Annotated in this window: 25 protein-coding genes; 5 read left to right on the top strand and 20 right to left on the bottom strand. The window is 73.0% G+C overall.

Going from position 1 to position 23,884, the window contains the following annotated elements:
• Positions 1-113 precede the first annotated feature (113 nt).
• The 3 genes from ABEB17_RS20010 to ABEB17_RS03545 all read right to left on the bottom strand — a co-directional run bounded on the left by ABEB17_RS20010 (position 114) and on the right by ABEB17_RS03545 (position 1,696).
• Positions 114-218: a putative leader peptide gene (locus ABEB17_RS20010; RefSeq protein ID WP_378227053.1), complete on the bottom strand. Its 105-nt coding sequence runs from the start codon at positions 216-218 to the stop codon at positions 114-116.
• 138 nt (positions 219-356) lie between these two features.
• The gene (locus tag ABEB17_RS03550) at positions 357-1,571 is read right to left on the bottom strand and encodes an HNH endonuclease signature motif containing protein (protein ID WP_345715193.1); all 1,215 of its coding nucleotides are present in this window, start codon (positions 1,569-1,571) and stop codon (positions 357-359) included.
• On the bottom strand, positions 1,568-1,696 hold the full coding sequence (locus tag ABEB17_RS03545) for a hypothetical protein (RefSeq protein WP_345715192.1): 129 nt from the start codon (positions 1,694-1,696) through the stop codon (positions 1,568-1,570). The genes ABEB17_RS03550 and ABEB17_RS03545 overlap by 4 nt, the downstream gene beginning before the upstream one ends.
• 204 nt (positions 1,697-1,900) lie before the next feature.
• On the opposite strand from ABEB17_RS03545, the gene ABEB17_RS03540 reads away from it, so the two are divergent.
• Positions 1,901-2,587, top strand: coding sequence for a 4a-hydroxytetrahydrobiopterin dehydratase (locus ABEB17_RS03540; RefSeq protein WP_345715191.1), 687 nt, complete (start codon positions 1,901-1,903; stop codon positions 2,585-2,587).
• A gap of 56 nt (positions 2,588-2,643) precedes the next feature.
• On the opposite strand, the gene ABEB17_RS03535 is transcribed toward ABEB17_RS03540, so the two are convergent.
• From ABEB17_RS03535 to ABEB17_RS03470, 14 genes are all read right to left on the bottom strand, one after another.
• A complete protein-coding gene (locus ABEB17_RS03535; RefSeq protein ID WP_345715190.1) occupies positions 2,644-3,453 on the bottom strand; it encodes a DUF1684 domain-containing protein in 810 nt (269 codons plus the stop codon).
• On the bottom strand, positions 3,450-4,220 hold the full coding sequence (locus ABEB17_RS03530; protein WP_345715188.1) for a GNAT family N-acetyltransferase: 771 nt from the start codon (positions 4,218-4,220) through the stop codon (positions 3,450-3,452). Before ABEB17_RS03530 ends, ABEB17_RS03535 begins: the two co-directional genes overlap by 4 nt.
• A complete protein-coding gene (locus ABEB17_RS03525; RefSeq protein ID WP_345715186.1) occupies positions 4,217-4,990 on the bottom strand; it encodes a GNAT family N-acetyltransferase in 774 nt (257 codons plus the stop codon). The genes ABEB17_RS03530 and ABEB17_RS03525 overlap by 4 nt, the downstream gene beginning before the upstream one ends.
• Complete coding sequence (locus ABEB17_RS03520; RefSeq protein ID WP_345715184.1) at positions 4,969-5,856, bottom strand: aldehyde dehydrogenase family protein; 888 nt, start codon at positions 5,854-5,856, stop codon at positions 4,969-4,971. The genes ABEB17_RS03525 and ABEB17_RS03520 overlap by 22 nt, the downstream gene beginning before the upstream one ends.
• Complete coding sequence (locus ABEB17_RS03515) at positions 5,846-7,282, bottom strand: aldehyde dehydrogenase family protein (protein WP_345715793.1); 1,437 nt, start codon at positions 7,280-7,282, stop codon at positions 5,846-5,848. The genes ABEB17_RS03520 and ABEB17_RS03515 overlap by 11 nt, the downstream gene beginning before the upstream one ends.
• A gap of 15 nt (positions 7,283-7,297) precedes the next feature.
• The gene (gene deoC, locus ABEB17_RS03510; protein WP_345715792.1) at positions 7,298-8,242 is read right to left on the bottom strand and encodes a deoxyribose-phosphate aldolase; all 945 of its coding nucleotides are present in this window, start codon (positions 8,240-8,242) and stop codon (positions 7,298-7,300) included.
• 149 nt (positions 8,243-8,391) lie between these two features.
• Entirely contained in the window at positions 8,392-8,919 is a 528-nt protein-coding gene (locus tag ABEB17_RS03505; RefSeq protein ID WP_345715183.1) for a GNAT family N-acetyltransferase, read from the bottom strand.
• Positions 8,916-10,589, bottom strand: a complete 1,674-nt coding sequence (locus ABEB17_RS03500; protein ID WP_345715181.1) for a phospho-sugar mutase — start codon at positions 10,587-10,589, stop codon at positions 8,916-8,918. The genes ABEB17_RS03505 and ABEB17_RS03500 overlap by 4 nt, the downstream gene beginning before the upstream one ends.
• A complete protein-coding gene (locus ABEB17_RS03495) occupies positions 10,586-11,422 on the bottom strand; it encodes a purine-nucleoside phosphorylase (RefSeq protein ID WP_345715180.1) in 837 nt (278 codons plus the stop codon). Before ABEB17_RS03495 ends, ABEB17_RS03500 begins: the two co-directional genes overlap by 4 nt.
• 19 nt (positions 11,423-11,441) lie before the next feature.
• Positions 11,442-12,506, bottom strand: coding sequence for an ABC transporter ATP-binding protein (locus ABEB17_RS03490; RefSeq protein ID WP_345715179.1), 1,065 nt, complete (start codon positions 12,504-12,506; stop codon positions 11,442-11,444).
• Positions 12,503-13,318: an ABC transporter permease gene (locus tag ABEB17_RS03485; RefSeq protein ID WP_345715178.1), complete on the bottom strand. Its 816-nt coding sequence runs from the start codon at positions 13,316-13,318 to the stop codon at positions 12,503-12,505. The genes ABEB17_RS03490 and ABEB17_RS03485 overlap by 4 nt, the downstream gene beginning before the upstream one ends.
• Entirely contained in the window at positions 13,315-14,112 is a 798-nt protein-coding gene (locus tag ABEB17_RS03480) for an ABC transporter permease (protein ID WP_345715177.1), read from the bottom strand. Before ABEB17_RS03480 ends, ABEB17_RS03485 begins: the two co-directional genes overlap by 4 nt.
• A 53-nt stretch (positions 14,113-14,165) precedes the next feature.
• Entirely contained in the window at positions 14,166-15,359 is a 1,194-nt protein-coding gene (locus tag ABEB17_RS03475; RefSeq protein ID WP_378227054.1) for an ABC transporter substrate-binding protein, read from the bottom strand.
• 66 nt (positions 15,360-15,425) lie between these two features.
• Positions 15,426-16,256: a UbiA family prenyltransferase gene (locus tag ABEB17_RS03470; RefSeq protein ID WP_345715175.1), complete on the bottom strand. Its 831-nt coding sequence runs from the start codon at positions 16,254-16,256 to the stop codon at positions 15,426-15,428.
• 36 nt (positions 16,257-16,292) lie between these two features.
• Between ABEB17_RS03470 and ABEB17_RS03465 the strand changes: the two genes are divergently transcribed.
• The 3 genes from ABEB17_RS03465 to ABEB17_RS03455 are packed head-to-tail and all read left to right on the top strand — an operon-like array spanning position 16,293 to position 18,906.
• The gene (locus tag ABEB17_RS03465) at positions 16,293-17,357 is read left to right on the top strand and encodes a type III polyketide synthase (RefSeq protein WP_345715174.1); all 1,065 of its coding nucleotides are present in this window, start codon (positions 16,293-16,295) and stop codon (positions 17,355-17,357) included.
• On the top strand, positions 17,354-17,872 hold the full coding sequence (locus ABEB17_RS03460) for an isoprenylcysteine carboxyl methyltransferase family protein (protein WP_345715173.1): 519 nt from the start codon (positions 17,354-17,356) through the stop codon (positions 17,870-17,872). The genes ABEB17_RS03465 and ABEB17_RS03460 overlap by 4 nt, the downstream gene beginning before the upstream one ends.
• Entirely contained in the window at positions 17,869-18,906 is a 1,038-nt protein-coding gene (locus ABEB17_RS03455) for an NAD(P)/FAD-dependent oxidoreductase (protein WP_345715172.1), read from the top strand. The genes ABEB17_RS03460 and ABEB17_RS03455 overlap by 4 nt, the downstream gene beginning before the upstream one ends.
• 88 nt (positions 18,907-18,994) lie before the next feature.
• On the opposite strand, the gene ABEB17_RS03450 is transcribed toward ABEB17_RS03455, so the two are convergent.
• A complete protein-coding gene (locus ABEB17_RS03450) occupies positions 18,995-19,444 on the bottom strand; it encodes a gamma-glutamylcyclotransferase family protein (RefSeq protein WP_345715171.1) in 450 nt (149 codons plus the stop codon).
• 31 nt (positions 19,445-19,475) lie between these two features.
• Between ABEB17_RS03450 and ABEB17_RS03445 the strand changes: the two genes are divergently transcribed.
• Positions 19,476-20,906, top strand: coding sequence for an NAD(P)H-quinone dehydrogenase (locus ABEB17_RS03445; RefSeq protein ID WP_345715170.1), 1,431 nt, complete (start codon positions 19,476-19,478; stop codon positions 20,904-20,906).
• Positions 20,907-20,954: 48 nt separating this feature from the next.
• On the opposite strand, the gene ABEB17_RS03440 is transcribed toward ABEB17_RS03445, so the two are convergent.
• Complete coding sequence (locus ABEB17_RS03440) at positions 20,955-21,848, bottom strand: endonuclease domain-containing protein (RefSeq protein ID WP_345715169.1); 894 nt, start codon at positions 21,846-21,848, stop codon at positions 20,955-20,957.
• Between the two features lie 181 nt (positions 21,849-22,029).
• Entirely contained in the window at positions 22,030-23,859 is a 1,830-nt protein-coding gene (locus ABEB17_RS03435) for an acetyl/propionyl/methylcrotonyl-CoA carboxylase subunit alpha (RefSeq protein ID WP_345715168.1), read from the bottom strand.
• Positions 23,860-23,884: the final 25 nt, after the last annotated feature.

Raw genomic sequence — 23,884 nt, 5'->3', positions numbered from 1 at the left:
TCCTTTCGGGCACGGGGGTATCGACGGATAGGCGGGAGCCCGATCCGTTGCAGGGCAGGGGTGATCGTCAGACGGCGTCGGCCGTCACGATCGCGCGGAGGGGGAGGTGGCGCTCAGGCGCGACACAGCGCGCTGGAGACGCGCTGGAGGTCCACGTGGCGACGCGCAGCGTGACGGCAGGACAGGGCGATCGCCGTGTCGGTGCGGGCCGCAGTCATGTCGTCGCCTTCGTCGTGGAGGTGGGGCGTCGGTCGAAGCCGTTGCCTGGCAACGAAAGTAGCCAACCGTGCAGGGTGGCTCTCACCGCGAGACGGAACTTCTCGGCATCTGAGACCCTTGCTTGCGAAAGTGGCTGCTCAGGGCAGGCGCCATCGTCGCGCGAGGTCGTGGACCAGGTGCAGCGCGCGGGTGATGCTCGGTGCTGTCGACCTGTCCGGTGGGCCGGTGTCCCAGCTGACCGCGCCGTCGATGACCCGGCCGTCGATGCCGACTCGGTGCACGTGGTGGTGATGGTGGTTGCACAGCAACGCTGCGTTGTCGAGATCGGTCGGCCCGTCGTGCTGCCAGGGTCGGAGGTGGTGCGCGTCCGTCCACTCGGGTGGGGCGGCGCAACCAGGCCAGGTGCACTGCCGGTCCCGAACCGCCAACGCCTGTCGTTGCCGTGCCGTGAAGGCGCGCTGGGTCCGCCCGACGTCCAGCGGGGTGCCCACGCCGTCGACCAGGACCGGCACGACGTCGGCCTCGCAGAGCAGTGTGCCGGTGACGGCACGGCTGAGCCGGGTACCGTCGGGCAGGGTGGGGGCCAGCCCTTCGGCCAGGTCGCGCTGGCTCATCGTGACGACCACCCGATAAGGGCTGCCGTGGGTGCTGGGCAGGAAGTCGGGTGCGGCGACGGCCTTCTCGGCCAGCCGCTGGAGCCCGTCGTGGCGCCGTTGTGCGGCCGTCCGTGGGTCCGGAGTTCCGTTGGCGGCTGGCTGGGGCGCGGACCAGGCGTCGATGGCCGTGCGCAGGGCGGCGCCGCAGTTCGGGGTGAGCAGCCCTTCGACGTGCACCATGCCACCCGTGGTGGTCGCCAGCGTCAGCGAACGCACCTGCCGCTGCGCGCGTTCGCTGGCGGCCAGCCGGTCGTCGGCCTCGGGGTCGAGCCGGTCGACGAGGCGGTCGGCAAGGCGACGCAACTCGGTCGGGTCGAACGCGACGGCCTGGTCCAGGAGCCACGCCTGCGCCTCGACGACCACATGCGCGGGCACGACCTCGGCTGGGACGGCCGGCGGGACGAGCGAGTGCACGGTGCGCGCGACGACGTCCGCCTGCTCGACACTGACCCGTCCGGCCAGCATCGCCTCCCGCGCCGGCGCCAGCTCGGCCGCCACCGCAGCGGTGAACAGTCGTTCACTTCGACGGGCCAGGGTCGCCGCGAGCCGTCGGGATGTCGTGGGTACCTGCGCTCGCACCCACTGCTCAAGGCGCGCGTGCCCCTGCTGGCCGGGCAGGCCGCGTGTGCTGGCCTCGGCGAGGAGCCGCAACTGCTGCGCCTCGGCGAGCCGGATCAGCCGGTCAAGGTCGGTCACGGCCGCTGCGACCTCCCCATCGGACAGGTGCCAGACCGGGCGGCTCCCCCCGCATCGAGCTCGCGCAGCGCGCCCGCGAACACGCCGGACGGCGCATCCGGTGGGCCGCTCGTCGCTGAGGTCATGAAGAGGACGGTATCGGCCACCACCGACAGAACCGTTGTCGCAGAGTGGGTCCGGGTCAGCGCATCCGGAACGTGAATGCCCACTGACCCGACGCACGGAGACCCACGTGTGGCGGTGGGCGCCCTGACTGGCAAGGTCAGCGGCTACGAGGACTGGCAGTCGACGATCCCGGCGACGTGCCGATCGGGGAGAAGGGGACGCGAGTGAGCGACAGGACCGAGACGCCGCCCGAGCCGAAGCGCGTGCTGACGGAGCTGGACGTCGACGATGCGCAGCTGCCCGACTGGCGGATGCTGATCGACCGGCTGTACGCCAGCTTCGACACCGGGGACTTCGTCACTGCGGTGAAGCTCGTCGACGCCATCTCGCTGGCCGCCGAGGAGATGGGCCACCACCCCGACGTCGACCTGGCCTACGGACGGCTCGATGTCCGGCTGACCAGTCACGACGTCGGCGGGGTGACCTCACGCGACGTGGCGCTGGCCCAGACCATCAGCGAGCTGGCGCTGGCCGCTGGGGCCACGCCGCACCCGGAACGCACCAGCGTGCTCGAACTCGGCCTCGACTCGGCCGACGAGGCGCAGATCAGGCCGTTCTGGGCGGCCCTGCTCGACTACGACACGGTCGAGGCCTGGGGGGAGATCCAGCTCCGCGACGCCACGGGGCGTCGGGCAACGATCTGGTTCCAGCCCACCGACGCGCACGACGTTCCGCGGCAGCGCTGGCACCTCGACCTGCGCATCCCGCCCGAGGTGGTCGAGGACCGCATCGCCGCTGCGATCGCGGCCGGCGGCCAGCTGGTCGACGACACCGCCGCGCCGGCGTTCTGGGTGCTCGCCGACCCGCAGGGCAACCGCGCGTGCCTGACCACCTGGCAGGGCCGCGAGTGATGCGCGGCCGGAGCACCGCCAGGAGGTGGTCGACTCCTCCGGCCGCACGGAGAGGGTCACCAGCGTGCGGCGCGCTCCCCGGCCTCGACGGCGAGGTCCACCGTGTTGCCCGGGGGTGGGAACGGGCACACGAAGAACTCGTTGAACGCGCACGGCGGCAGGAAGGCCTGGTTGAGGTCGGCCACGGTCGCCCCGTCGGCGTCCGGCGGCGGGAAGTTCACGAACCTGAACCGGTAGGCGCGCCGATCCGGGTCGGGTGACCGGCTGGTCAGGTCGGCGAACACGGCCTGCATCTCGCCGGTCTCCTCGTCCACCTCGACCTGGAGGTTGATCTCGGTGCCGTGGCGGGCGAACGTCACCGTCCCGCCCAGCGGGAGCGGGCGGTCGACGCCGTCCGCGTTCGGCACGACGACCTGTCGGGTGGCCTCGAAGGGCTCAAACCTCGCGGGCAGCACCCAGCTGGGGTCGAAGTGGAACACGTCGAGCCCGCTGAAGCCGCTGGCCGCAGGACCGGCCGGGTCGTACACCCGGACGGCGAGGACGCCGTCCCGGTCGATCAGCCGCAGCCGCAGCGGGCCGGCCCGGACGTCGCTGGGGGTGAGCGCCAGGTCGCTGACGATCGCGGCGGTGCCGTCCAGGAGCTCGCCGTCCACCCGGACGTCGTCCGTCGCCGAGGCGGCCAGCGTCACGCCGCCGCTGCCGCCGCTGCCGCCGGCGACCCAGTGGCCGGGCACGCCGTCCAGGGTCAGCTCGTCGTCGAACCAGTGGGTGCCGGTCAGCGCGAGCGGGCTCGACGGCCCGCGCAGCCGGTCCAGCCTCGCCTGCCGCCAGTCGTCCCAGCCGCTGACCGCGTCCCCGGTGCTCACGACGCCTCCAGCACGGCCACGGTGGTCTCCGGTCCGCGAACCACGAAACCCATGCGGGAGTAGAGTTCGCGCGGCCAGTCGTCCCGGTCCGCCTCCATGAACACCGACGTCGCACCGGCGGCGACGGCGGTCAGCGTCGCGTGGGTCAGGGCCGCGCGGCCGTAGCCGTGCCCGCGGTGCTCCGGCAGGGTCAGCAGCTCGTCCAGCTGCCCCACCAGCGCGCCGTCCACCTCGAGCAGTCGCAGGTCGCACCAGGTCAGCGGCTCGCCGTCCACGAGCACCGCGTGCCAGGTCAGGTCGCAGGCGGCCGCGGTGGCGCGGCGGCGGTCGACGATCTGGTCCAGCTCGTCGTCGTCCGCGTCTGGAACCCACCCGCGCCAGTCCTCGCGCATCGCGTCCCGCAGCGACTCGAACGGCACGACCGCAGCACTACCCGGGCCACCGACGACGTCGCCGACGAGCTCCATGAAGACGGTGTGCGAGAGGTCCCAGGCGGCGTCGACGCCACCCGGCCCGCCGGCCAGCCAGTCGATGCGGCGGTGCGCGACCCCAGCGGCGCCGAGCACCCGCTCGGCCTCGGCGACCGCGACGTCCCACGGCACGCGCTCGGTCAGCAGCAGCCGGTTGTGCTCGTGGGAGAACGGGAACCCCTCGTGCAGGATCGCGATGCCGCCCTGCACCGGCTCCCAGGACGTGCCCTCGCGACGTCCCAGCTCCAGCAGGAACCTCGGCCCCAGCCCCAGCCCAGTGTGTTCGACCGCCGTCACGGCAGCTGCCTCATCGCGACGACCGGGGTCGGGCCGCACTCGGTGAATCCCATGCGGGAGTAGAACTCCCGCGGCCAGTCGTCGGCGTCCGCCTCGAGCCAGATCCGGTCTGCCCCGGCGGCCTGGGCCGCGCGCACCGCGTGCACCACGATCATCCGCGCGTAGCCGTGACCGCGATGGGCAGGCAGGGTGACGACGTCCTCGATCTGCGCCATCAGCTCGTCGCCGACCGCCATCACCCGCAGGTCGCAGAACGACACGACCTCGCCGTCCAGCACCACCGCGTGCCAGGTCACGGCGCAGGCCCGCTCCGTCGCGCGCCGGCGACCGGCCAGGTGCTCGATCACCTCGTCCGGCACGTCCGGCAGGTGCGAGCGCCAGTCGGCCCACAGGGCCGTCCGGACGTCGTCGAAGGTCAGCAGCTCCGCCGCGCCCGGCTCGCCGACGAGGTCGCGCGTCAGCTCCATGAAGACGGTGCGCGACAGGGACCACCCGTCGGGCAGCACGTCCGGGACGTCGGGCGGCGCGCCGTTCAGCCAGTCGACCCGACGGTGGGCCAAACCGGCCTCCGCCTGGACGCGCTCGGCGTCCGCGAGGGCGACCGCCCACGGCGTCGGCTCGGTCAGCAGCAGGCGGTTCTGCTCGTGGGAGTGCGCGTAGGTGGGGTTCGCGACGGCGATCCCGCCCGTCACGTCCCAGGTGGCCGCGGACTCGCGCCGGCTGAGCTCGACGACGAAGTCCGGCGCGTTCAGGTCCCCTTGGGGTGCCATACGGTCTTGGTCTCCACGAACGCCTTGATCCGTTCCAGGCCAGGGGTCGTGCGCCAGTCGGGCTCGGCGTCGGCCGGCCGCAGGACCCGCTTGAGGTTGTCCGCGGCGGCGACCTCGAGATCGGCCCACGCGACACCGTCGGCGTCGACGGCCCCGGCCAGGTCGATGGCGTTGACGTCCATGTGCGAGGCCAGCCACGGCGCCACCTCGGCGGTCCGGCCGGTCAGCACGTTGACCACACCGCCGGGCACGTCGGACGTCGCGAGCACCTCGCTCAACGTCACCGCGGGCAGGGGGCGGTGCTCGCTGGCCAGGACGACGACGGTGTTGCCGCTGACGATCGCCGGCGCGATGACCGAGACCAGCCCGAGCAGCGAGGACCGTTGCGGGGCAAGGACTGCCACCACCCCGGTCGGCTCCGGTGCACTGATGTCGAAGTACGGTCCGGCGACCGGGTTGAGGCCGCCGAGCACCTGGGCGATCTTGTCGGACCAGCCGGCGTACCAGACCCAGCGGTCGATCGCGGCGTCCACGGCCTTCTCCGCCCGCGGACGGGTCAGCCCCTCGCCGCGGGACACCTCGTCGACGAACTGGGCGCGACGGCCCTCCAGCAGCTCGGCGACCCGGTAGAGCACCTGGCCCCGGTTGAAGGCGGTCGCGCCGGACCAGCCCTTCACCGCGCCACGGGCGGCGACGACGGCGTCCCGGGCGTCCTTGCGGGACCCCTGGGCGGCGTTCGCGAGGAAGCGGCCCCGGGAGTCGGTGACCTCGTAGGAGCGGCCGGACTCGCTGCGCGGGAACTTCCCGCCGACGTACAGCTTGTAGGTCTTGCGGACCTCGAGCCGGGCGGAGGTGTCAGTGGGCAAGGTAGGCCTCCAGGCCGTGGCGGCCGCCCTCGCGGCCGTAACCGGACTCCTTGTAGCCGCCGAAGGGCGAGCTGGGGTCGAACTTGTTGAAGGTGTTGGCCCACACCACTCCAGCGCGCAGCCGGTCGGCGGTCCACAGGATGCGGGAGCCCTTGTCGCTCCAGATCCCGGCGGACAGCCCGTAGGGCGTGTTGTTGGCCTTCGCGACGGCCTCGTCGGGAGTGCGGAAGGTCAGCACCGACAGGACCGGGCCGAACACCTCCTCCTGGGCGATCCGGTGCGTGTTCGAGACGCCGGTGAACACGGTGGGGGCGAACCAGAAGCCGGTGCCGGGCAGGTCGCACGCGGGTGACCAGCGCTCGGCGCCCTCGTCCTCGCCGACCTGGGCCAGCGCGGTGATCCGGGCCAGCTGCTCGGCCGAGTTGATGGCGCCGACGTCGGTGTTCTTGTCCAGCGGGTCGCCGACCCGCAGGGTGGCCAGCCGGCGCTTCAGCCGGTCCACGACGTCGTCCGCGATGCTCTCCTGCACCAGCAGGCGCGAGCCGGCGCAGCACACGTGGCCCTGGTTGAAGAAGATCCCGGTGACGATGCCCTCGACGGCCTGGTCGATGGGGGCGTCGTCGTAGACGATGTTCGCGCCCTTGCCGCCGAGCTCCAGGGTGACCTTCTTGCGCGAGCCGGCGACGGCGCGGGCGATGCGCTTGCCGACCTCGGTGGACCCGGTGAAGGCGACCTTGTTCACGTCCGGGTGCTCGACGACGGCCTGCCCCGTGGCGCCGGCACCGGTGACGATGTTGACCACGCCGGGCGGCAGGTCGGCCTGCTGGCAGATCTCGGCGAACAGCAGCGCCGTCAGCGGGGTCGTCTCGGCGGGCTTCAGCACCACCGTGTTGCCGCAGGCCAGCGCGGGCGCGATCTTCCACGCCAGCATGAGCAGCGGGAAGTTCCACGGGATGACCTGGCCGGCCACTCCCAGCGCGCGCGGGTTCGGGCCGAGACCAGCGTGGTCGAGCTTGTCCGCCCAACCCGCGTAGTAGAAGAACCAGGCTGCGGCCTGCGGGATGTCGACGTCCCGGCTCTCCTTGATCGGCTTGCCGTTGTCCAGCGTCTCCAGGACGGCCAGCTCGCGCGAACGCTCCTGCATGATCCGCGCGATGCGGAACAGGTACTTGCCGCGCTCGGCGCCGGACATCTGCGACCAGACCCGCTCGTAGGCGCGCCGGGCCGCGCGGACGGCGCGGTCGACGTCCGCGGCGTCGCCCTCGGCGACCTCGGCCAGCACCTCCTCGGTGCTCGGGCTCACGGTCTTGAACGACTGCCCGCTGGCCGGGTCGGCGAACTCGCCGTCGATGAACAGCCCGTAGGAGGGCTGCAGGTCGACGACGGCGCGCGACTCGGGGGCGGGTGCGTACTCGAACTTCGGCATCTCCATCAGGTCCGCTCAGTCCAGGGTGACGTAGTCGGGGCCGCTGTACCGGCCGGTGGCGAGCTTCTGCCGTTGCAGGAGCAGGTCGTTGAGCAGCGTCGAGGCGCCGAACCGGAACCAGTCCGGGTCGATCCAGTCGTCGCCTGCCGTCTCGCTGACCGTGACGAGGTACTTCAGCGCGTCCTTGCTGGTCCGGATGCCGCCGGCCGGCTTCACGCCGATCTGGCGACCGCCGGCCAGCCGGAAGTCCCGCACCGCCTCGAGCATCAGCAGCGTGATCGGCAGGGTCGCGGCCGGCTGGATCTTGCCGGTGCTCGTCTTGATGAAGTCACCACCGGCCAGCATGGCCAGCCACGACGCGCGTCGGACGTTGTCGTAGGTGGTCAGCTCGCCGGTCTCCAGGATCACCTTGAGGTGCGCCTCACGGCCGTCCTTGGCGGTGCAGGCCGCCTTCGTGGCCGCGATCTCCTCGAAGACCTGCAGGTAGTGGCCGGACAGGAACGCGCCGCGGTCGATCACCATGTCGACCTCGTCGGCGCCGCCCTCGACCGCGTCCTGGGTGTCGGCCAGCTTCACCGCGCGGCTGGCCCGGCCGCTCGGGAAGGCGGTGGCGACGGCGGCGACGTGGATCCCGGTGCCGCGCAGGGCGTCCACCGCGACGTCCACCAGGTCGTTGTAGACGCAGACCGCGGCGACCGTCGGGCAGGCCGGGTCGCTGGGGTCCGGGTGGGCGGCCTTGGCGCACAGCGTGCGCACCTTGCCGTGGGTGTCGGCGCCCTCGAGCGTGGTGAGGTCGATCATCGAGATGGCGGTGTCGATCGCCCAGGCCTTGGACGTCGTCTTGATCGACCGGGTGCCCAGGCCCGCGGCGCGGGCCTCGAGCCCGACCTGGTCCACGCCGGGCAGGCCGTGCAGGAAGCGACGGAGGCTCGCGTCGGTCAGGTGGTCGATGCCGGCGATCGCGGCGAGGTCGGCCTGCGACGTCGCAGGCAGGGTCGGTGCACTCACCGGTCCAGGCTAGTCCAGGTCGGAGGGTGCTCCTTCGGCACGATCACACGGAGCAGCCGCCGGTCACTTGTCGTGTTCACACCTGGGGTGAACGTGCATGATCACGGCGGGGGAGGGGGGACGTCGATCCAGTAGCGACGCTTGGCGGTCGTGCCCTCGCTCTCGGGCTCGATGCCCTCGAACACCCCGCCGCAGCGCTCGATCGTGGCGGCCGAGCCCACGTTGTCGAGGTCGCAGGTCACGAGCGCCCGCTCGACGCCGGCCGCGCGGGCCACCTGCAGCGCCTGGCGAAGGATCTCGGTGGCGTAGCCGCGACGGCGGAACTGCGGCCGCACGCCGTACCCGATGTGCCCGCCGTAGCGCGTCAGCCAGCCGTTGAGCTCGTGCCGGACCGACACCCGGCCGACGATCTCGCCGTCCACCTCGGCGACCAGGAACGTCGCGGGCACCCAGCCCTCCTTGAGGGCCTCGCCGCGGCGGATCGCCGCCAGCCGCCCGACGTAGTCTGCCCAGGGCTGGCCGGGCGTGGTGTCGAGCAGGAACATGAAGTCGTCCGGTGCCAGCTCGGCCTGAGCCGCCAGCGCCTGCTCCTCGTCCTGGACCGTCAGGGGCCGCAGTCGCAGGCTCACAGCCCGATCGCCTCGGCGACCGCCGACCGCAACGCGGCCAACCGCTGCACGGCCACGGCCCGTGCCGCCGGCACGTCGGTGTCCGGCACAGGCTGCACGACCTCCAGGTACGCCTTGAGCTTCGGCTCGGTGCCACTGGGCCGCACGATCACCCGGCTGCCGTCGGCGAGGGAGAACCGCAGCCCATCGGTGGGCGGCAGGTCCCCGATCCCGGCGGCCAGGTCGTCGAGCCGCTCCACCGCGGAGCCGGCGAGCGACGCGGGCGGCGCCGTGCGCAGTCGCGCCATCGCGTCGGCGATCAGGCTGAGGTCGGCCACCCGTACGGAGTGCTGCCCGGTCAGGTGGACGCCGGTTACCCGGGCGATGTCGTCGAGCTCGTCGAGCAGGCTGTGGCCGCGAGACTTCAGCCACGCCGCGAGCTCGGCGACCATCAGCGCCGCGCTGACGCCGTCCTTGTCCCGCACCGCCTCCGGGTCCACGCAGTAGCCGAGGGCCTCCTCGTAGCCGTAGCTCAGGCCCGGCACCCGGCTGATCCACTTGAAGCCGGTGAGCGTCTCCACGTGCCGCACGCCGTGCATCCGGCAGACCGCTGCGAGCTGGCGGCCGGACACGATGGAGTTGGCCATCACCGCGCCTTCGGGCACGCCGCCGTTCGTCGACCAGCGGTGCACGATCCAGGCGCCCAGCAGCACGCCGACCTCGTCGCCCGTGAGCATCCGCCAGCCGCCGTCGGCGGCCGGGTCCGGGACGGCGACGGCGCACCGGTCCGCGTCCGGGTCGTTCGCCAGGACGACGTCCGCGCCGCGCTCGCGGGCGGCGTCCAGGGCGGCGTCGATGGCGCCCGGCTCCTCGGGGTTCGGGAAGGCCACGGTCGGGAAGTCGGGGTCGGGGTCGCCCTGGCTGGTGACGACGTACGGGGTCGCGAAGCCGGCCCGCTCCAGGGCGGCGACCAGGACGTCCCGGCCGACGCCGTGCAACGGGGTGTGCACCACGCTCAGGTCACGCGGCGCGTCGGCCCGGACGACGGCCGCGGCCGCGTCGAGGTAGGCCTCCAGGACGTCGTCGCCGAGGGTCACCCAGCCGTCGTCCGCGAGCGGCACGTCCGCGACGGCGCCGACCCCGGCGATGCAGGCCGCGATCTCGGCGTCCGCGGGCGGCACGATCTGGCTGCCGTCGCCCAGGTAGACCTTGTACCCGTTGTCCTGCGGCGGGTTGTGGCTCGCGGTGACCATGACCCCGGCGTCCACGCCGAGGTACCGGATCGCGAACGCCAGCACCGGGGTCGGCAGCGGACGCGGCAGCACGAACGCCTCGCCGCCCATCGCGGTGACGACAGCCGCGGTGTCCCGGGCGAAGTCGTCGCTGCGGTGCCGGGCGTCGTAGCCGATGACCACCCGCGGTTCCGGACGTCGCGCCTGCAGGTACGCCGCCAGGCCGGCCGCTGCCCGGATCACCACGACGCGGTTCATCCGGTTCGAGCCGGCCCCCACGGCCCCGCGCAACCCGGCCGTCCCGAACTCCAGGGTCCCGTCGAACCGGTCCGCCAGGTCGGTCAGCGCCGCGTCGTCGCCGCCCTCGGCCGCGGCCAGCACCGCGGCCAGCTCGTCCCGCGTCGTCGGGTCGGGGTCGTCGTCCCGCCAGGCGCGGGCGGTGTCGAGCAGCGTGCTCATCCGATCCGCCGCACCACGTCCGCCAGCATCCGCCCGCACCGCTGCGCGGCGGCCCGACCCGCCTCCAGCACCTCGGCGTGGTCGAGCGGCTGGTCGCTGATCCCGGCGGCCAGGTTGGTGACCAGGGAGATGCCCAGCACCTCCAGGCCGGCGTGCCGGGCCGCGATGGCCTCCAGGGTCGTCGACATCCCGACCAGGTCACCGCCGAGCACCTTCGCCATCTGCACCTCGGCCGGGGTCTCGTAGTGCGGCCCGGGGAACTGCACGTAGACGCCCTCGTCGAGGTCCGGCTCGATCTCGCGGCACACCGCGCGCAGCCGGCTGCTGTAGAGGTCCGTGAGGTCCACGAACGTGGCGCCCTCCAGCGGCGAGGTGGCCGTGAGGTTGAGGTGGTCGCGGATCAGCACCGGGGTGCCGGGGGTCCACGCCGGGTTCAGCCCGCCGCAGCCGTTGGTCAGCACGACGGTGGAGCAGCCGGCCCTGGCGGCCGTCCGGACCCCGTGCACGACCGCGCGCACGCCCTTGCCCTCGTAGTAGTGCGTCCGGGTGCCGAAGACGAGCGCGCGCCGGTCGGTGTCACCGATCCGCACCGACCGGATCACGCCCTGGTGGCCGGCGACCGCGGCGGAGTGGAAGCCGGGCAGGTCGGTGGTGGCGATCTCGGTGACGGTCTCGCCCAGCAGGTCGCCGGCCGGAGCCCAGCCGGAGCCCAGCACGAGGGCCACGTCGTGCCGCTCCACCCCGGTCAGCTCGGCCAGCCGCGTCGCGGCCGCCGCCGCGACCTCGAACGGGTCGGTCGTGGGGTCGGCGAGGTCAGGTGTCGGCGTCGTCACGAGCCAGGACGATACGCGCTCAGCGGGCAACCGCGAGCGCCGGCGACGGCCGAACGGTGAGCGAGACACCGGTGCCGGGCGTCAGCCGCTCGACGTCGCTGGTCGGCACCTGCGCGAACACCAGGCCGCCGTCCACGGTCCGCACCTGGACCCGGCCGTGCGCGCCGAGGAAGCTCGTCGCCACCACCTCCGCGTCACCGTCCGCCGCCACCTCGACGGCCAGCGCCTCGGGACGCACCAGCACGGTGACCGGCCCGGACGTCGGGGAGCCGGGCAGCAGCGGCACCGCGGTGCCGAGCACCTGGGCGCTGGCGCCGTCCGCGGCGACGTCGCCGTCGACGCGGTTGGTCAGCCCGACGAAGTCGGCCACGAACTCGTTGGTGGGCCGCGAGTAGACCTCGTCCGGGGCGCCGATCTGCTCGAGGCGGCCGGCCCGCATCACCCCGACCCGGTCGGCGACCGCGAGCGCCTCCTCCTGGTCGTGCGTGACGAACAGGGTCGTCGTGCCGACCTCGAGCTGGATCCGGCGGATCTCGTCCCGCAGCTGGACGCGGACCTTCGCGTCCAAGGCGGACAGCGGTTCGTCGAGCAGCAGCACCCGGGGCTGGATGGCCAGTGCGCGGGCGAGGGCGACGCGCTGCTGCTGGCCGCCGGACATCTGGTGGGCGTACCGGTCGGCCTGCGCGGAGAGCCCGACGAGCTCGAGCATCTCGCCGGCCCGGGCCCGGCGCTCGCCGGCGGAGGTGCCGCGCAGCTGCAATCCGAAGGCCACGTTGTCCAGGGCGCTCAGGTGCGGGAACAGGCTGTACGCCTGGAACACCATGCCCATGTCGCGCTTGTTGGCGGGCAGCGACGTGACGTCCTGGTCGCCGACGACGATCGTGCCGGCGTCGGCGTCCTCGAGCCCGGCCAGCAGGCGCAGGGCCGTGGTCTTGCCGCAGCCGGACGGTCCGAGCAGCGCGACGAGCTCACCGGGGGCGAGGTCGAGGTCCAGGCCGTCCAGGGCGGGGACGCCGCCGTAGTTGCGGTGCAGCCCGGTCAGCCGCACCGGCACCCCGGCCCGTGTCGTGGCGGTCGCGCTCACCCGGTCTCCCGTTCCTTGCGTCGGTGGCCGGTGGCCAGGGTCAGGACGATCAGCAGCAGGAAGCACAGCACCAGGGCGGCGAGCGAGACGGCGACCGAGATCGCCGGGGTGCGCTGGCTCAGCTGCAGGATGCCCACCTGCAGGTTGTTGCGGCTCATCAGCGAGGCGATCGTGTACTCGCCGAGCACCAGGGCGACGCACAGGAACGACGCGGAGACCAGTGCGGTGCGGATGTTCGGCGTGATGACCGACCAGAACACCCGCGGCCAGCTGGCGCCGAGCCCGCGCGCGGCCTCGGACAGGGTGCGGACGTCGATCGCGGACAGTCCGGCGTCGATCGCCCGGTACGCGTAGGGCAGCACCAGGACGACGTACGCGAAGCAGAGCCACACGCTGGACGGGCCGACGAAGTAGGTGACCCACGCGTAGACCGGCGCCAGGCCGACGACCAGCACGATCGCCGGGATCGTCAACGGCAGCAGGCAGAGGAACTCCATCGGACGGCGCAGGGCGGGCAGCCGCAGCCGCACCCAGGTCATGGTCGGCACCAGCAGCACCAGCATCAGCACCACGGTGAGGACGACCAGGATGGCCGAGAGCCGTACGCCGTCGACGAAGCTGGGGTAGTCCCGGGACAGCTGGCCGACGTGCAGCAGCTGGCGCCAGGTGTCGAACGTGACGCCGTGCGGGGAGGAGGTGCTGAAGACCGCCATCGCCCACAGCGGCGTGACGAAGAAGACCACGGCCAGGCCCAGCACCAGCCAGCGCAGCCGGCGCTGGAAGCGCGCCCGTCGACGTCCGGTGGCGCTCACCGGGCCAACCACCGATCGGCCCGGCGCTGCATGAAGGCGTAGGCGACCATGATGATCGCGACGATCACGACCATCTCCAGTGCCAGGGCCTTGGCGACGTTCTGCCGGCCGAGCACGACCTCGCTGCCGATCGCGTTGCCGATCTGCAGCGGCAGGATGAACGTGCTCTGCGCGTTGAGCGCCGCTGCGGTCGCGTAGGCGGACAGCGCGTTGGCGAACAGCAGCAGCGTCGAGCTGAAGAACGCCGGGGCGAGCAGCGGCCCGGCGACCCGGCGCCAGTACTGCCACGTCGTCCCGCCCAGGCTCTCGGTGGCCTCGCGCCACTGCGGCCGGACCCCGTCCAGCGACGGCAGGAACACGATGACCATCAACGGGATCTGGAAGTACAGGTAGACCAGCATGAAGCCGCTCATGCCGTACAGCCACGAGGTGTCGACGTCGGTGCCCAGGTGGTCGCGCAGCAGCGTCGGCACGAGCCCGGACAGCCCGAGCGTGGCGATCCAGGCGAAGGCCAGCATGACCCCGCCGAACTGCGCGAGCACCCCGCTCGCCGCGGTCACCACCCGGCGCAGCAGCCCTTCTGGCGCAGCGGTCACGACGGCGTAGGCGACCACCGCGCCGAGGGCCGCGCCGACGATCGCGGTGACCCCGGACAGCAGCACGCTGTTGACCAGGGCGTGCACGATGTCGGTGTTCCCGAGCTCGCGGACGTTGCCGAGGGTCGGTGCGCCGTCGTCGGTGCGGAACGCCTGCACGACGACGACCGCGGTCGGCACCACCAGGAAGACCGCCACGAAGGCGAAGAACGGCAGGACGCCCAGCGAGGCGCCCGCCGTCTTCCGCCGGTTCAGCCCATCTCCTTCTGCCAGTTGGCGTTCAGGTAGTCCGTGGCCTTCGAGCGCTGCGCCTCGGTGATGAACACCGGGGTGCCGTCGACGGGCGGTAGGGCGTCGTTCGCGGCCTTGTCGATCGTGCCGGCCTTGACCATCTCCTGGGCCAGCACGGGACGAGCCCCGCCCTGCAGCCACAGGTTCTGGCCCTCGTCGGTGTACAGGTACTCCTGCCACAGCCGGGCCGCCGCCGGGTGCGGGGCGTCCTTGTTGATCGCCTGCACGTAGTAGGACCCGGTCACGGCACCCTGGGGGATGACCGACTTCCAGTCGATCTTGCCCGCGAGCGCCTTGGTCTGGCCGGCGTTGTTGTAGTCCCAGTCGATGACCACGGCGGTCTGGCCGGACTGGATCGTCGCCGGTGTCGGGTCGACGGGCACCAGGTTGCCGGCGTCCTTGAGCTTCTTGAAGTAGTCGACGCCCGGGGCGATGTCATCGGCCGAGCCACCGTTGCCCAGGCTCGCCGCGACCACGCCGGAGAAGGCCGCGCCGGCCTTGGTCGGGTTGCCGTTGAGGGCGACCTTGCCCTTGTAGGCGGGCTTGAGCAGGTCCTCGAAGCTGGTCGGCGCGGGCACCTTCTTGGCGTCGTAGCCGATGGAGATGTAGCCGCCGTAGTCGTTGACCCACAGGCCGTTCGAGTCCTTCAGCGCGGTCGGGATCTTGTCGAACGCGGCCACCTTGTACGGCGCGTAGACATCGGTGTTGGCCAGCGCGACGGCCTGGCCGAGGTCGAACACGTCCGGCGCCGTGGACTGGCCCTTGAGGTTCTTGGCCGTCGAGATCTCGGTCGCGCTGTCCGCGTCCGGCTGGGCCGAGTTCACCTTCAGGCCGTACTTGGCCGTGAAGCCCTTGATCACCTCGCCGTAGTTCGCCCAGTCCGGGGGCAGCGCGATGACGTTGAGCGTGCCCTCCTTCTTCGCGGCGGCCACCAGGCCGTCCATCCCGCCCAGGTCCGCGGCGCTGGTCGCCGACGCTGCCGTCTTGCTGTCGCCGGACGCCTCCTTCTCCGGTGGCGAGCACGCCGCCAGGGCAACGGTGGTGGCGGCGATGGCGAGCACGGCAGTCGTTCTCAGCGGATGTGGCACGGGACCTCCCAGGTCGAGGTGAGGCCGCGGTTGTCTCCCGAGGCCCAGCCGCAGGTTAACCCTCATCCGGACGAACGGGCCACGGGTAGATCAACAACGCGATGAACGCCCGTCGGACATTTCCTGCCAAGGTCACCGCAGGGTCGCGCCGGAGACCAGCAGCAGCGCGACGTCGGTGGCGGCCACCAGCGCCGTGCACCCCAGGGCGAGCAGCCGCCGCGGCCGGGCCGACGTCCCGGCCACCGCGGCGACCGCGGCGGCGAGCACCGCCACGCCCAGGCCGACCCACTCGACCGGGCCGGGGTCGTCGTCCGGACCGAGCACGACCAGGACCGTCGCCGCGACCAGGACCAGCGGGGCCAGCACGGCCGTGGCGCGTCGTCCGATCCGGTGCCCGAAGCCGTTGATGCCGGTCGCGCGGTCGTCCTCGAGGTCCGGCAGGACGTTGACCAGGTGCGCTCCGACCCCGAGCAGCGCGCCGGCCGCGACCAGCCAGGCCGGCGGCGGCACCGGCGGGTCGAGGGCGAGCGTGACGACCGCCGGGAGCAACCCGAACGCCACGGCGAACGGCAGCCACGAGAGCACGGTTCCCTTGAGCCACAGGTTGTACGACCACGCGGCGGCCACCGCGACCAGGTGCGCCAGGCCGGCCTGCAAGCCCAGCGCGAGCGAGAGCGGCACCGTCGCCACCGCAGCGACCGCGGCCGCCCGGCCGACCGCCGTCCGGCTCACCCTCCCGGTGGCCGCGGGCTTGTCCTGGCGCCCGGTGGCGGCGTCCCGGTCGGCGTCCCACCAGTCGTTGCACCAGCCGACCGACAGCTGTCCCGCGGCGAAGGCGGCGACCACGAGAGCCGTCGTCCCGGCGTCCGCGCCGACCGCCACGGACAGCACCCCGGCCAACGCCGTCACCGCCGCCGCGGGCGCGGGGTGCGCGGCGCCGACCAGCGCCAGCGGGGCAGCCATCCGGCGAGCATAGGCCGGGGTACCTATGCTTCCCGGATGAGCCGCATCTCGGCCGTCCAGCCCGTGCTCCCGCCGTACCGATACTCCCAGCAGGAGATCACCGAGGTCTTCGCCGACGTCTGCCTCGGCCCCGACGCCCGCCGGCTGCTGCTGGAACGCCTGCACACCAGCGCCCAGGTGGGCAGCCGCAACCTCGCGCTGCCGCTCGAGCGCTACCGCGACCTCGGCGGGTTCGGGGCGAGCAACGACGCGTTCATCGAGGCCGCCGTCGACCTCGGCTCGCAGGCGGTGCTCGGGGCGCTGGAGGCCGCGGGCCTGGCGCCGTCCGACGTCGACCTGGTGGTCTCGACCACCGTCACCGGGGTGGCGGTCCCCTCGATCGAGGCACGGATCGCCACCCGGATCGGCCTGCGCCCCGACGTCCGCCGGATGCCGTTGCTCGGGCTCGGCTGCATGGGCGGGGCCGGCGGGCTCGCCCGTGCGCACGACTACCTGCTCGGGCACCCGCGCGACGTCGCCGTGCTCGTCTCGGTGGAGCTCTGCTCGTTGACGCTGCAGCGCGACGACGACTCCGTGGCCAACCTGGTCGCCAGCGGGCTGTTCGGGGACGGCGCCGCCGCGGTCGTGCTGCTCGGCGACGACCGCGCCGACGCGGACGCCGCGCGCGGGCCGCGCATCGTGGACTCGCGCAGCCACCTGTACCCCGGCACGGAGCGGGCGATGGGCTGGGACGTCGGCAGCGGCGGCCTGAAGATCGTGCTCGGCAGCGAGGTCCCGGACCTCGTCACCCAGTACCTCGGGGACGACGTCCGCGGCCTGCTCGCCGACCACGGCCTCACCGTCCCGGACGTCGCCGCCTGGGTCTCCCACCCCGGTGGCCCGAAGGTGATCGAGGCCATCCAGGCCTCGCTCGACCTGCCGCCGGAGGCCCTGGAGCTGACCTGGCGCTCGCTGGCCGACGTGGGCAACCTGTCGTCGTCCTCGGTGCTGCACGTTCTGCACGACACCCTGGCCAAGCGCAGTCCCGAGCCCGGCTCGCCCGGCCTGCTGCTGGCGATGGGGCCCGGGTTCTGCGCCGAGCTGGTGCTGCTGCAGTGGTGACCTGGTACACCGCGTTCGTCCTCGCGGTCGGGGTCGAGCGGCTCGCCGAGCTGGTGGTCTCGAAGCGGAACCTGGCGTGGAGCCTGGCCCGCGGCGGCTACGAGGTGGGCGCGTCGCTGTACCCGTTCATGGTCGTCGTGCACACCGGCCTGCTGGTCGGCGCCGTGGTGGAGGTGGCGGTGGCCGACCGGCCGTTCCTGCCCTGGCTGGGCTGGACGATGGTCGCCGTCGTGCTCGCGACCCAGGCGCTGCGCTGGTGGTGCATCGCGACCCTCGGCCGGCAGTGGAACACCCGGGTCGTCGTGGTGCCCGGGGCGCCGCGGATCACCGGCGGTCCGTACCGCTGGCTGACCCACCCGAACTACGTCGCCGTCGTCGTCGAGGGGGTGGCGCTTCCGCTGGTGCACACCGCGTGGGTGACCGCGGTGCTGTTCACGGTCGCGAACGCCGTGGTGCTGACTGTGCGGATCCGGACGGAGAACGCCGCGCTGGCCGCGTTGGTCGCGAGCCCGTGACCAGGCTGCGCGACCTGGTCGTCGTCGGTGGGGGACCGGCCGGGCTGGCCACCGCGCTGTACGCCGCCCGCGCCGGGCTGGACGTCGTCGTGCTGGAGCCGCGCTCCGGTGCGGTTGACAAGGCGTGCGGCGAGGGGCTGATGCCGGGCGCGCTGTCCGCCGTGCGTTCGCTGGCCGGCGACGTCGAGGGGGTGGACATCGCCGGCATCGCCTACCTGGACGCGTCGGGGCGGGTGGCTCGGGCCCGCTTCCGCGCCGGTCCGGGGCGCGGGGTGCGCCGGACCACCTTGCACGAGGCGCTCCTGGGGGCGGTGCGGGCGGCCGGGATCCCGGTGCTGGAGCAGCGCGGGGAGGCGCTCACCCAGGACGACGACGCGGTCTCGGTGGCCGGCGTGCGCGCCCGCTACGCGGTCGCCGCGGACGGGCTGCACTCCGGGGTGCGCCGGTCCCTGGGACTGGACCGTCCGGCGTCCGGCCGCGCCCCGGCCCGGTACGGGCAACGCCAGCACTTCGCCGTCGCCCCCTGGACCGACCTCGTGGAGGTGCACTGGAGCGCGCACGCCGAGGCCTACGTGACGCCCGTCGCCCCGGACCAGGTCGGGGTCGCCGTCCTGACCTCGCGCCGGGCGTCGTACGCCGAGCAGCTCGCTTGGTTCCCGGCGCTGCGGGACCGCTTGGACGGCGCCGAGTTGTCGTCGTCCGTGCGGGGTGCGGGTCCGCTGCGGCAGGTCGCGTCGTCCGTGGTCGCCGGTCGGGTGCTGCTCGTCGGCGACGCAGCCGGGTACGTGGACGCGCTCACCGGCGAGGGTATCGCCGTCTCGCTGGCCGCGGCCCGGGGAGCGGTCGGGTGCCTGGTGGCCGGCCGCCCGCAGGACTACGCGCGGGTCTGGCGGGCGGCGTCCCGGCGGTACCGGTGGATCACCGGGGCGCTGCTGGTCGCGTCCCGACGTCCGGTGCTGCGCGCCGCCCTCGTCCCCGCCGCCCGCGCCCTGCCGCCCGTCTTCGCCGCCGCCGTCAACCAGCTCGCCCACTGACCCCGCCCGCCGATCTCGCACCATTCGCGCTACACGTGGTTTTCAGGGCCGCATAGCCACGTCTAGCGCGATTGGTGCGTCGCTGGGGTCAGCCGATGGAGCGGCAGGGGCGGGCGCGCAGGGCGGCCACGTAGTCGTCGGGCGCGCCGGCGAACTGCGCCGCCTCCGCCAGCTCGCCCAGGTACGGCGCCGTCGGCAGCCCGCCCTCGTAGCCGTCGACGACGTACACCCAGGCCAGGTCCTCGCCGTCCAGGGTGTGCACCCGCACCCGGACCTTCCGGTAGACGCCCAGCCCGGCGCCCTCCCAGTCGTCCAGCAGCGCCTCGTCCCCGAGCGTCACGTCGTACAGCGCGACGTACACCGAGGCCACCGGGTCCTCCACGATGGTCGCGAGCGCGCCCTGCCAGCTCAGGTCCTCGCCGCCGAAGGTCAGCCGCCAGCCGGTCAGCCACCCCGTCCCGCACGGTGGCGAGTGCGGGGCGCGGCGCTGCATCTGGCGCGAGTCGAGGTTGCTGCCGTAGGCGGCGTACAGAGGCACGGCCAACAGGCTAGAGGGTCGGGATGGTTGGATGGACGACGTGAGCAGTGAGGTCGCCGGTCGTGCCGCGCAGCGTGTCGTCGTCGTCGGCGGGGGCCCCGGCGGCTATGAGAGCGCTCTGGTCGCCGCCCACCTCGGCGCCGACGTCACGGTCGTCGACCGGGACGGCGTCGGCGGGGCCGCCGTGCTCACCGACTGCGTCCCCAGCAAGACGCTGATCTCGACGGCCGACTTCATGAGCCGCTTCTTCGCCGCCGCGGGGCTGGGCGTCAAGCTCGCCGAGTCACCGGAGCCCGGTGAGGTCGCCCGCGCCGACATGCCCACCGTCAACGAGCGGGTGAAGTCGCTCGCCGCGGCGCAGAGCGCGGACATCGCCGCGCGGCTCGAGCGCGACGGCGTGACCGTGGTGCGGGGCACCGGGCGGCTGGACGGGCCCGAACGGGTCGTCGTCGAGGGCGCCGACGGGACGACGCAGACGCTGGACGCCGACGTTGTCCTCGTCTCGACGGGCGCCCGGCCGCGCGAGCTGGCCTCCGCGATGCCGGACGGCGAGCGGATCCTGACCTGGCAGCAGGTGTACGACGTCCCCGAGCTGCCCGAGCACGTGGTCGTCGTGGGCTCGGGGGTCACCGGTGCGGAGTTCGCGCACGCCTACCTCGGGCTCGGCTGCGAGGTGACGCTGGTGTCCTCGCGCGACCGGGTGCTGCCGGGGGAGGACCCGGACGCCGCCGCCGTCATCGAGGACGTCTTCAAGCGGCGCGGCATGAACGTGCTCGGGCGCTCGCGGGCCGAGTCGGTCGTGCGGGACGGTGACGGCGTGCTCGTGACGCTGACCGACGGGCGGACCGTGTCGGCCTCGCACTGCGTGATGGCCGTCGGGTCGGTCCCCAACACCGAGGACGTCGGTCTGGCGTCCGCGGGGGTGGCGCTGTCGTCGTCCGGGCACGTGCAGGTCGACTCGGTGTCCCGGACGACGGCCCGCGGGGTCTACGCCGCCGGCGACTGCACCGGGGTGCTGCCGCTCGCGTCCGTCGCGGCCATGCAGGGTCGGACCGCGATGTCGCACGCGCTCGGTGACGCGGTGGCCCCGCTGAACCTGCGGGCCGTGGCCGCGAACATCTTCACCGACCCCGAGATCGCGACCGTCGGCTGGTCCGCGCCCGCGCTGGACGAGGCCGGCATCGGCTACGAGGCGGTCATGCTGCCGCTGGCCACGAACCCGCGGGCCAAGATGCAGAACGTGCGCGACGGCTTCGTGAAGCTGTTCTCCCGCAGCGGTTCCGGGGTGGTGCTGGGGGGTGTGGTCGTGGCGCCGCGCGCCTCGGAGCTGATCTTCCCCGTGGCGCTCGCCGTGCAGACGAAGCTCACCGTCGACCAGGTCGCCGCGTCGTTCACGGTGTACCCGTCGATGTCCGGCTCCATCGCCGAGGCCGCCCGGCAGCTGCACGCGCGCCCCTCCTAACCCCGCACCATTCGCGCTTCACGTGGTTTTCGGGGCCGAATAGGCACGTCAAGCGCGAATGGTGGAGGTCGCTGCGCGGACGGCGTCCTCGATCGCATGGATGAGCAGTGCGGAGTTGGCGAGCATGTCCGCCGTCACGTGGACAATGATCCAGCCAGCGCGCCTCAGCTCATGGATGCGGCGGCGGTCGCGCTGAAGCTGTTCACGCAGGGCGTGCCAGGCGCCGTCGTACTCGATGGCTATCCGGAGCTCCGGGAGTGCCAGGTCGACCCGTGCGACGAACTCTCCGCGGGCTCGAATGACGAACTGTGGCACCACGTCGAAACCTGCCTGGCGCAGGACGACCCGTGCCATCGACTCCGGCATGGACTCTGTTCGCGGGTCGACGAGCGCCACGGCGTCACGGACGGCGCGCACGTCGTTCTCGTGGCGCGTCTCCAACCAGATCGCGAGCCCTGCCGGGTCGACCAGCCCAGCGCGCGATACGGCGTCCAGATGGCCCACCGCCCTGGCCAGTGGGTGCCGCGCGGCGAGGTCGAACGCCATCCGCTGAGCGTTGGCCAGCGGTACGCCGTCCACGTCGTGCACCTCGCCGATGGGGCGCTTCGATCGTCGCAGCGTGACCCCACGCCGGCTCGGCATCCGCAGCGCCTCGGGTGCGCACACCTCCACCGGATCGGTTACGCGGGCCAGCGGCACGCCGCGCATGGTGGCAGCGGACCTGCCGGTGACGCAGGCGCCGTCCGGTAGCACCAGTGCCACTGCTTGACACGCGAGCACGTGGGTGAGGGGCGTCCAGCTCGGACGGTAGACGCCCTGCAAGACGCGCTCAACGAGCGGTCCGCGCAGCTGGTTCGGGGTCAGGACACCTTGGGTGACGGCATCCCGGCCCAGGAACACCGGCGGTAGGTCTTGAGTCGGGCGTCTGGCTGTTCGAGGCATGCCAGGACGATGTCCCGCCGATGAACGCTGTCGCTGGCCGCGGACGCGATCTGTGGACGGTGTGACGAACCCCGATCCTGTGGATGACGGGAGCAGGAGCGTCACCAATCGCGCAACTTGTGGCTATGAGGCCGCGAAAACCACGTGAAGCGCGAATGGTGCGGGGTCGGGCGGGAGGGGGTTAGGCCGGGGGGTCCTTGAGCTCGAGGAGGACGGCGCCGCTGGTCACGGTCTGGCCGATCTCGGCGGCCAGACCGGTCACCACGCCGGCCTTGTGCGCGGTGATCGGCTGCTCCATCTTCATCGCCTCGAGGACGACCACGAGCTCACCAGCCTCGACGGACTGGCCCTCCTCGACGGCGATCTTCACGATCGTGCCCTGCATGGGCGCGGTCAGCGCGTCACCGGACGCTGCGGCACCGGACGAGGAGCGCCCCGACCGCTTGGGTGCCTTGGCCTTCGCGCCACCTCCGCCGCTACCGCCCGAGCTGCCGGCGCTGAACCCCGCCGGCAGCACGACCTCGAGCCGCTTGCCGCCCACCTCGACGACGACCCGCTGGCGCTCGCCCTCGTCGGCAGCCTCACCGGCGGCCCCGCCGAACGGCTCGATCGTGTTGTCGAACTCCGTCTCGATCCACCGGGTGTGCACGGAGAACGGCGTCGACGGCTCGGACGGCGCGAACGCCGGGTCCCGCACGACGACGCGGTGGAACGGCAGCACGGTCGGCATGCCCTCCACGACGAACTCGTCCAGCGCGCGCCGCGAGCGCTCCAGCGCCTGCTCGCGCGTGGACCCGGTCACCACCAGCTTGGCCAGCATCGAGTCGAAGGCCCCGCTGATCACGTCGCCGGACACCACGCCCGAGTCCAGCCGGACGCCAGGCCCGGACGGCGGGGTGAACAACGAGACGGTCCCCGGCGCCGGCAGGAAGCCCCGACCGGCGTCCTCGCCGTTGATCCGGAACTCGAACGAGTGCCCGCGCAGCGGCGGGTCGTCGTAGCCGAGCTCCTCACCCGAGGCGATGCGCAGCTGCTCGCGCACCAGGTCGATGCCGGAGACCTCCTCGGTGACCGGGTGCTCGACCTGCAAGCGGGTGTTGACCTCGAGGAACGAGATGGTGCCGTCCTGGCCGACCAGGAACTCGCAGGTGCCGGCGCCCGAGTAGCCGGCCTCGCGCAGGATGGCCTTGGACGCGCGGTACAGCTCGGCGTTCTGCTCGTCGGACAGGAAGGGCGCGGGCGCCTCCTCGACGAGCTTCTGGTGCCGGCGCTGCAGCGAGCAGTCGCGGGTCGACACGACGACGACGTTGCCGTGGTTGTCGGCCAGGCACTGGGTCTCGACGTGCCGCGGCTGGTCGAGGTACTTCTCGACGAAGCACTCGCCGCGCCCGAACGCCGACACGGCCTCGCGCACCGCGGACTCGAACAGCTCGGGGATCTCGTCCCGCTCGCGGGCGACCTTCAGTCCGCGCCCACCGCCGCCGTACGCGGCCTTGATCGCGACCGGCAGGCCGTGCTCGTCGGCGAACGCGAGCACCTCGTCCGCGCCGTCCACCGGGTCGTGCGTGCCGGCGACCAGCGGGGCGCCGGCCCGCTCGGCGATGTGCCGGGCCTTGACCTTGTCGCCGAGGGAGTCGATGGCCTCCGGGGACGGGCCGATCCAGACCAGCCCGGCGTCCAGCACGGCCTGGGCGAACGAGGCGTTCTCGGCGAGGAACCCGTAGCCGGGGTGCACGGCGTCGGCGCCGGCCTGGGCCGCGACCTCGAGCAGCTTGTCCTGCAGCAGGTAGGAGTCGCCGGGGGTCGAGCCGCCCAGCGCGAAGGCCTCGTCGGCGACCTTGACGTGCAGCGCGTCCCGGTCGGGATCGGCGTAGACCGCGACCGAGGCGATCCCCGAGTCGGCGCAGGCGCGGGCGATCCGGACCGCGATCTCGCCGCGGTTCGCGATGAGCACCTTGGTGATCATCCGGTTCCCGTGTCGTCCCATCTCGCCCGCTCCGTCCATCGTCATCGATGCTCCCTCCGACCGGGCGCGA

This window comes from Angustibacter luteus (assembly GCF_039541115.1).
Taxonomy (GTDB): Bacteria; Actinomycetota; Actinomycetes; order Actinomycetales; family Angustibacteraceae; genus Angustibacter; species Angustibacter luteus.
The sequence above is the reverse complement of the archived record's forward strand: the minus strand, read 5'-3'. Positions and strand labels throughout refer to the sequence as shown.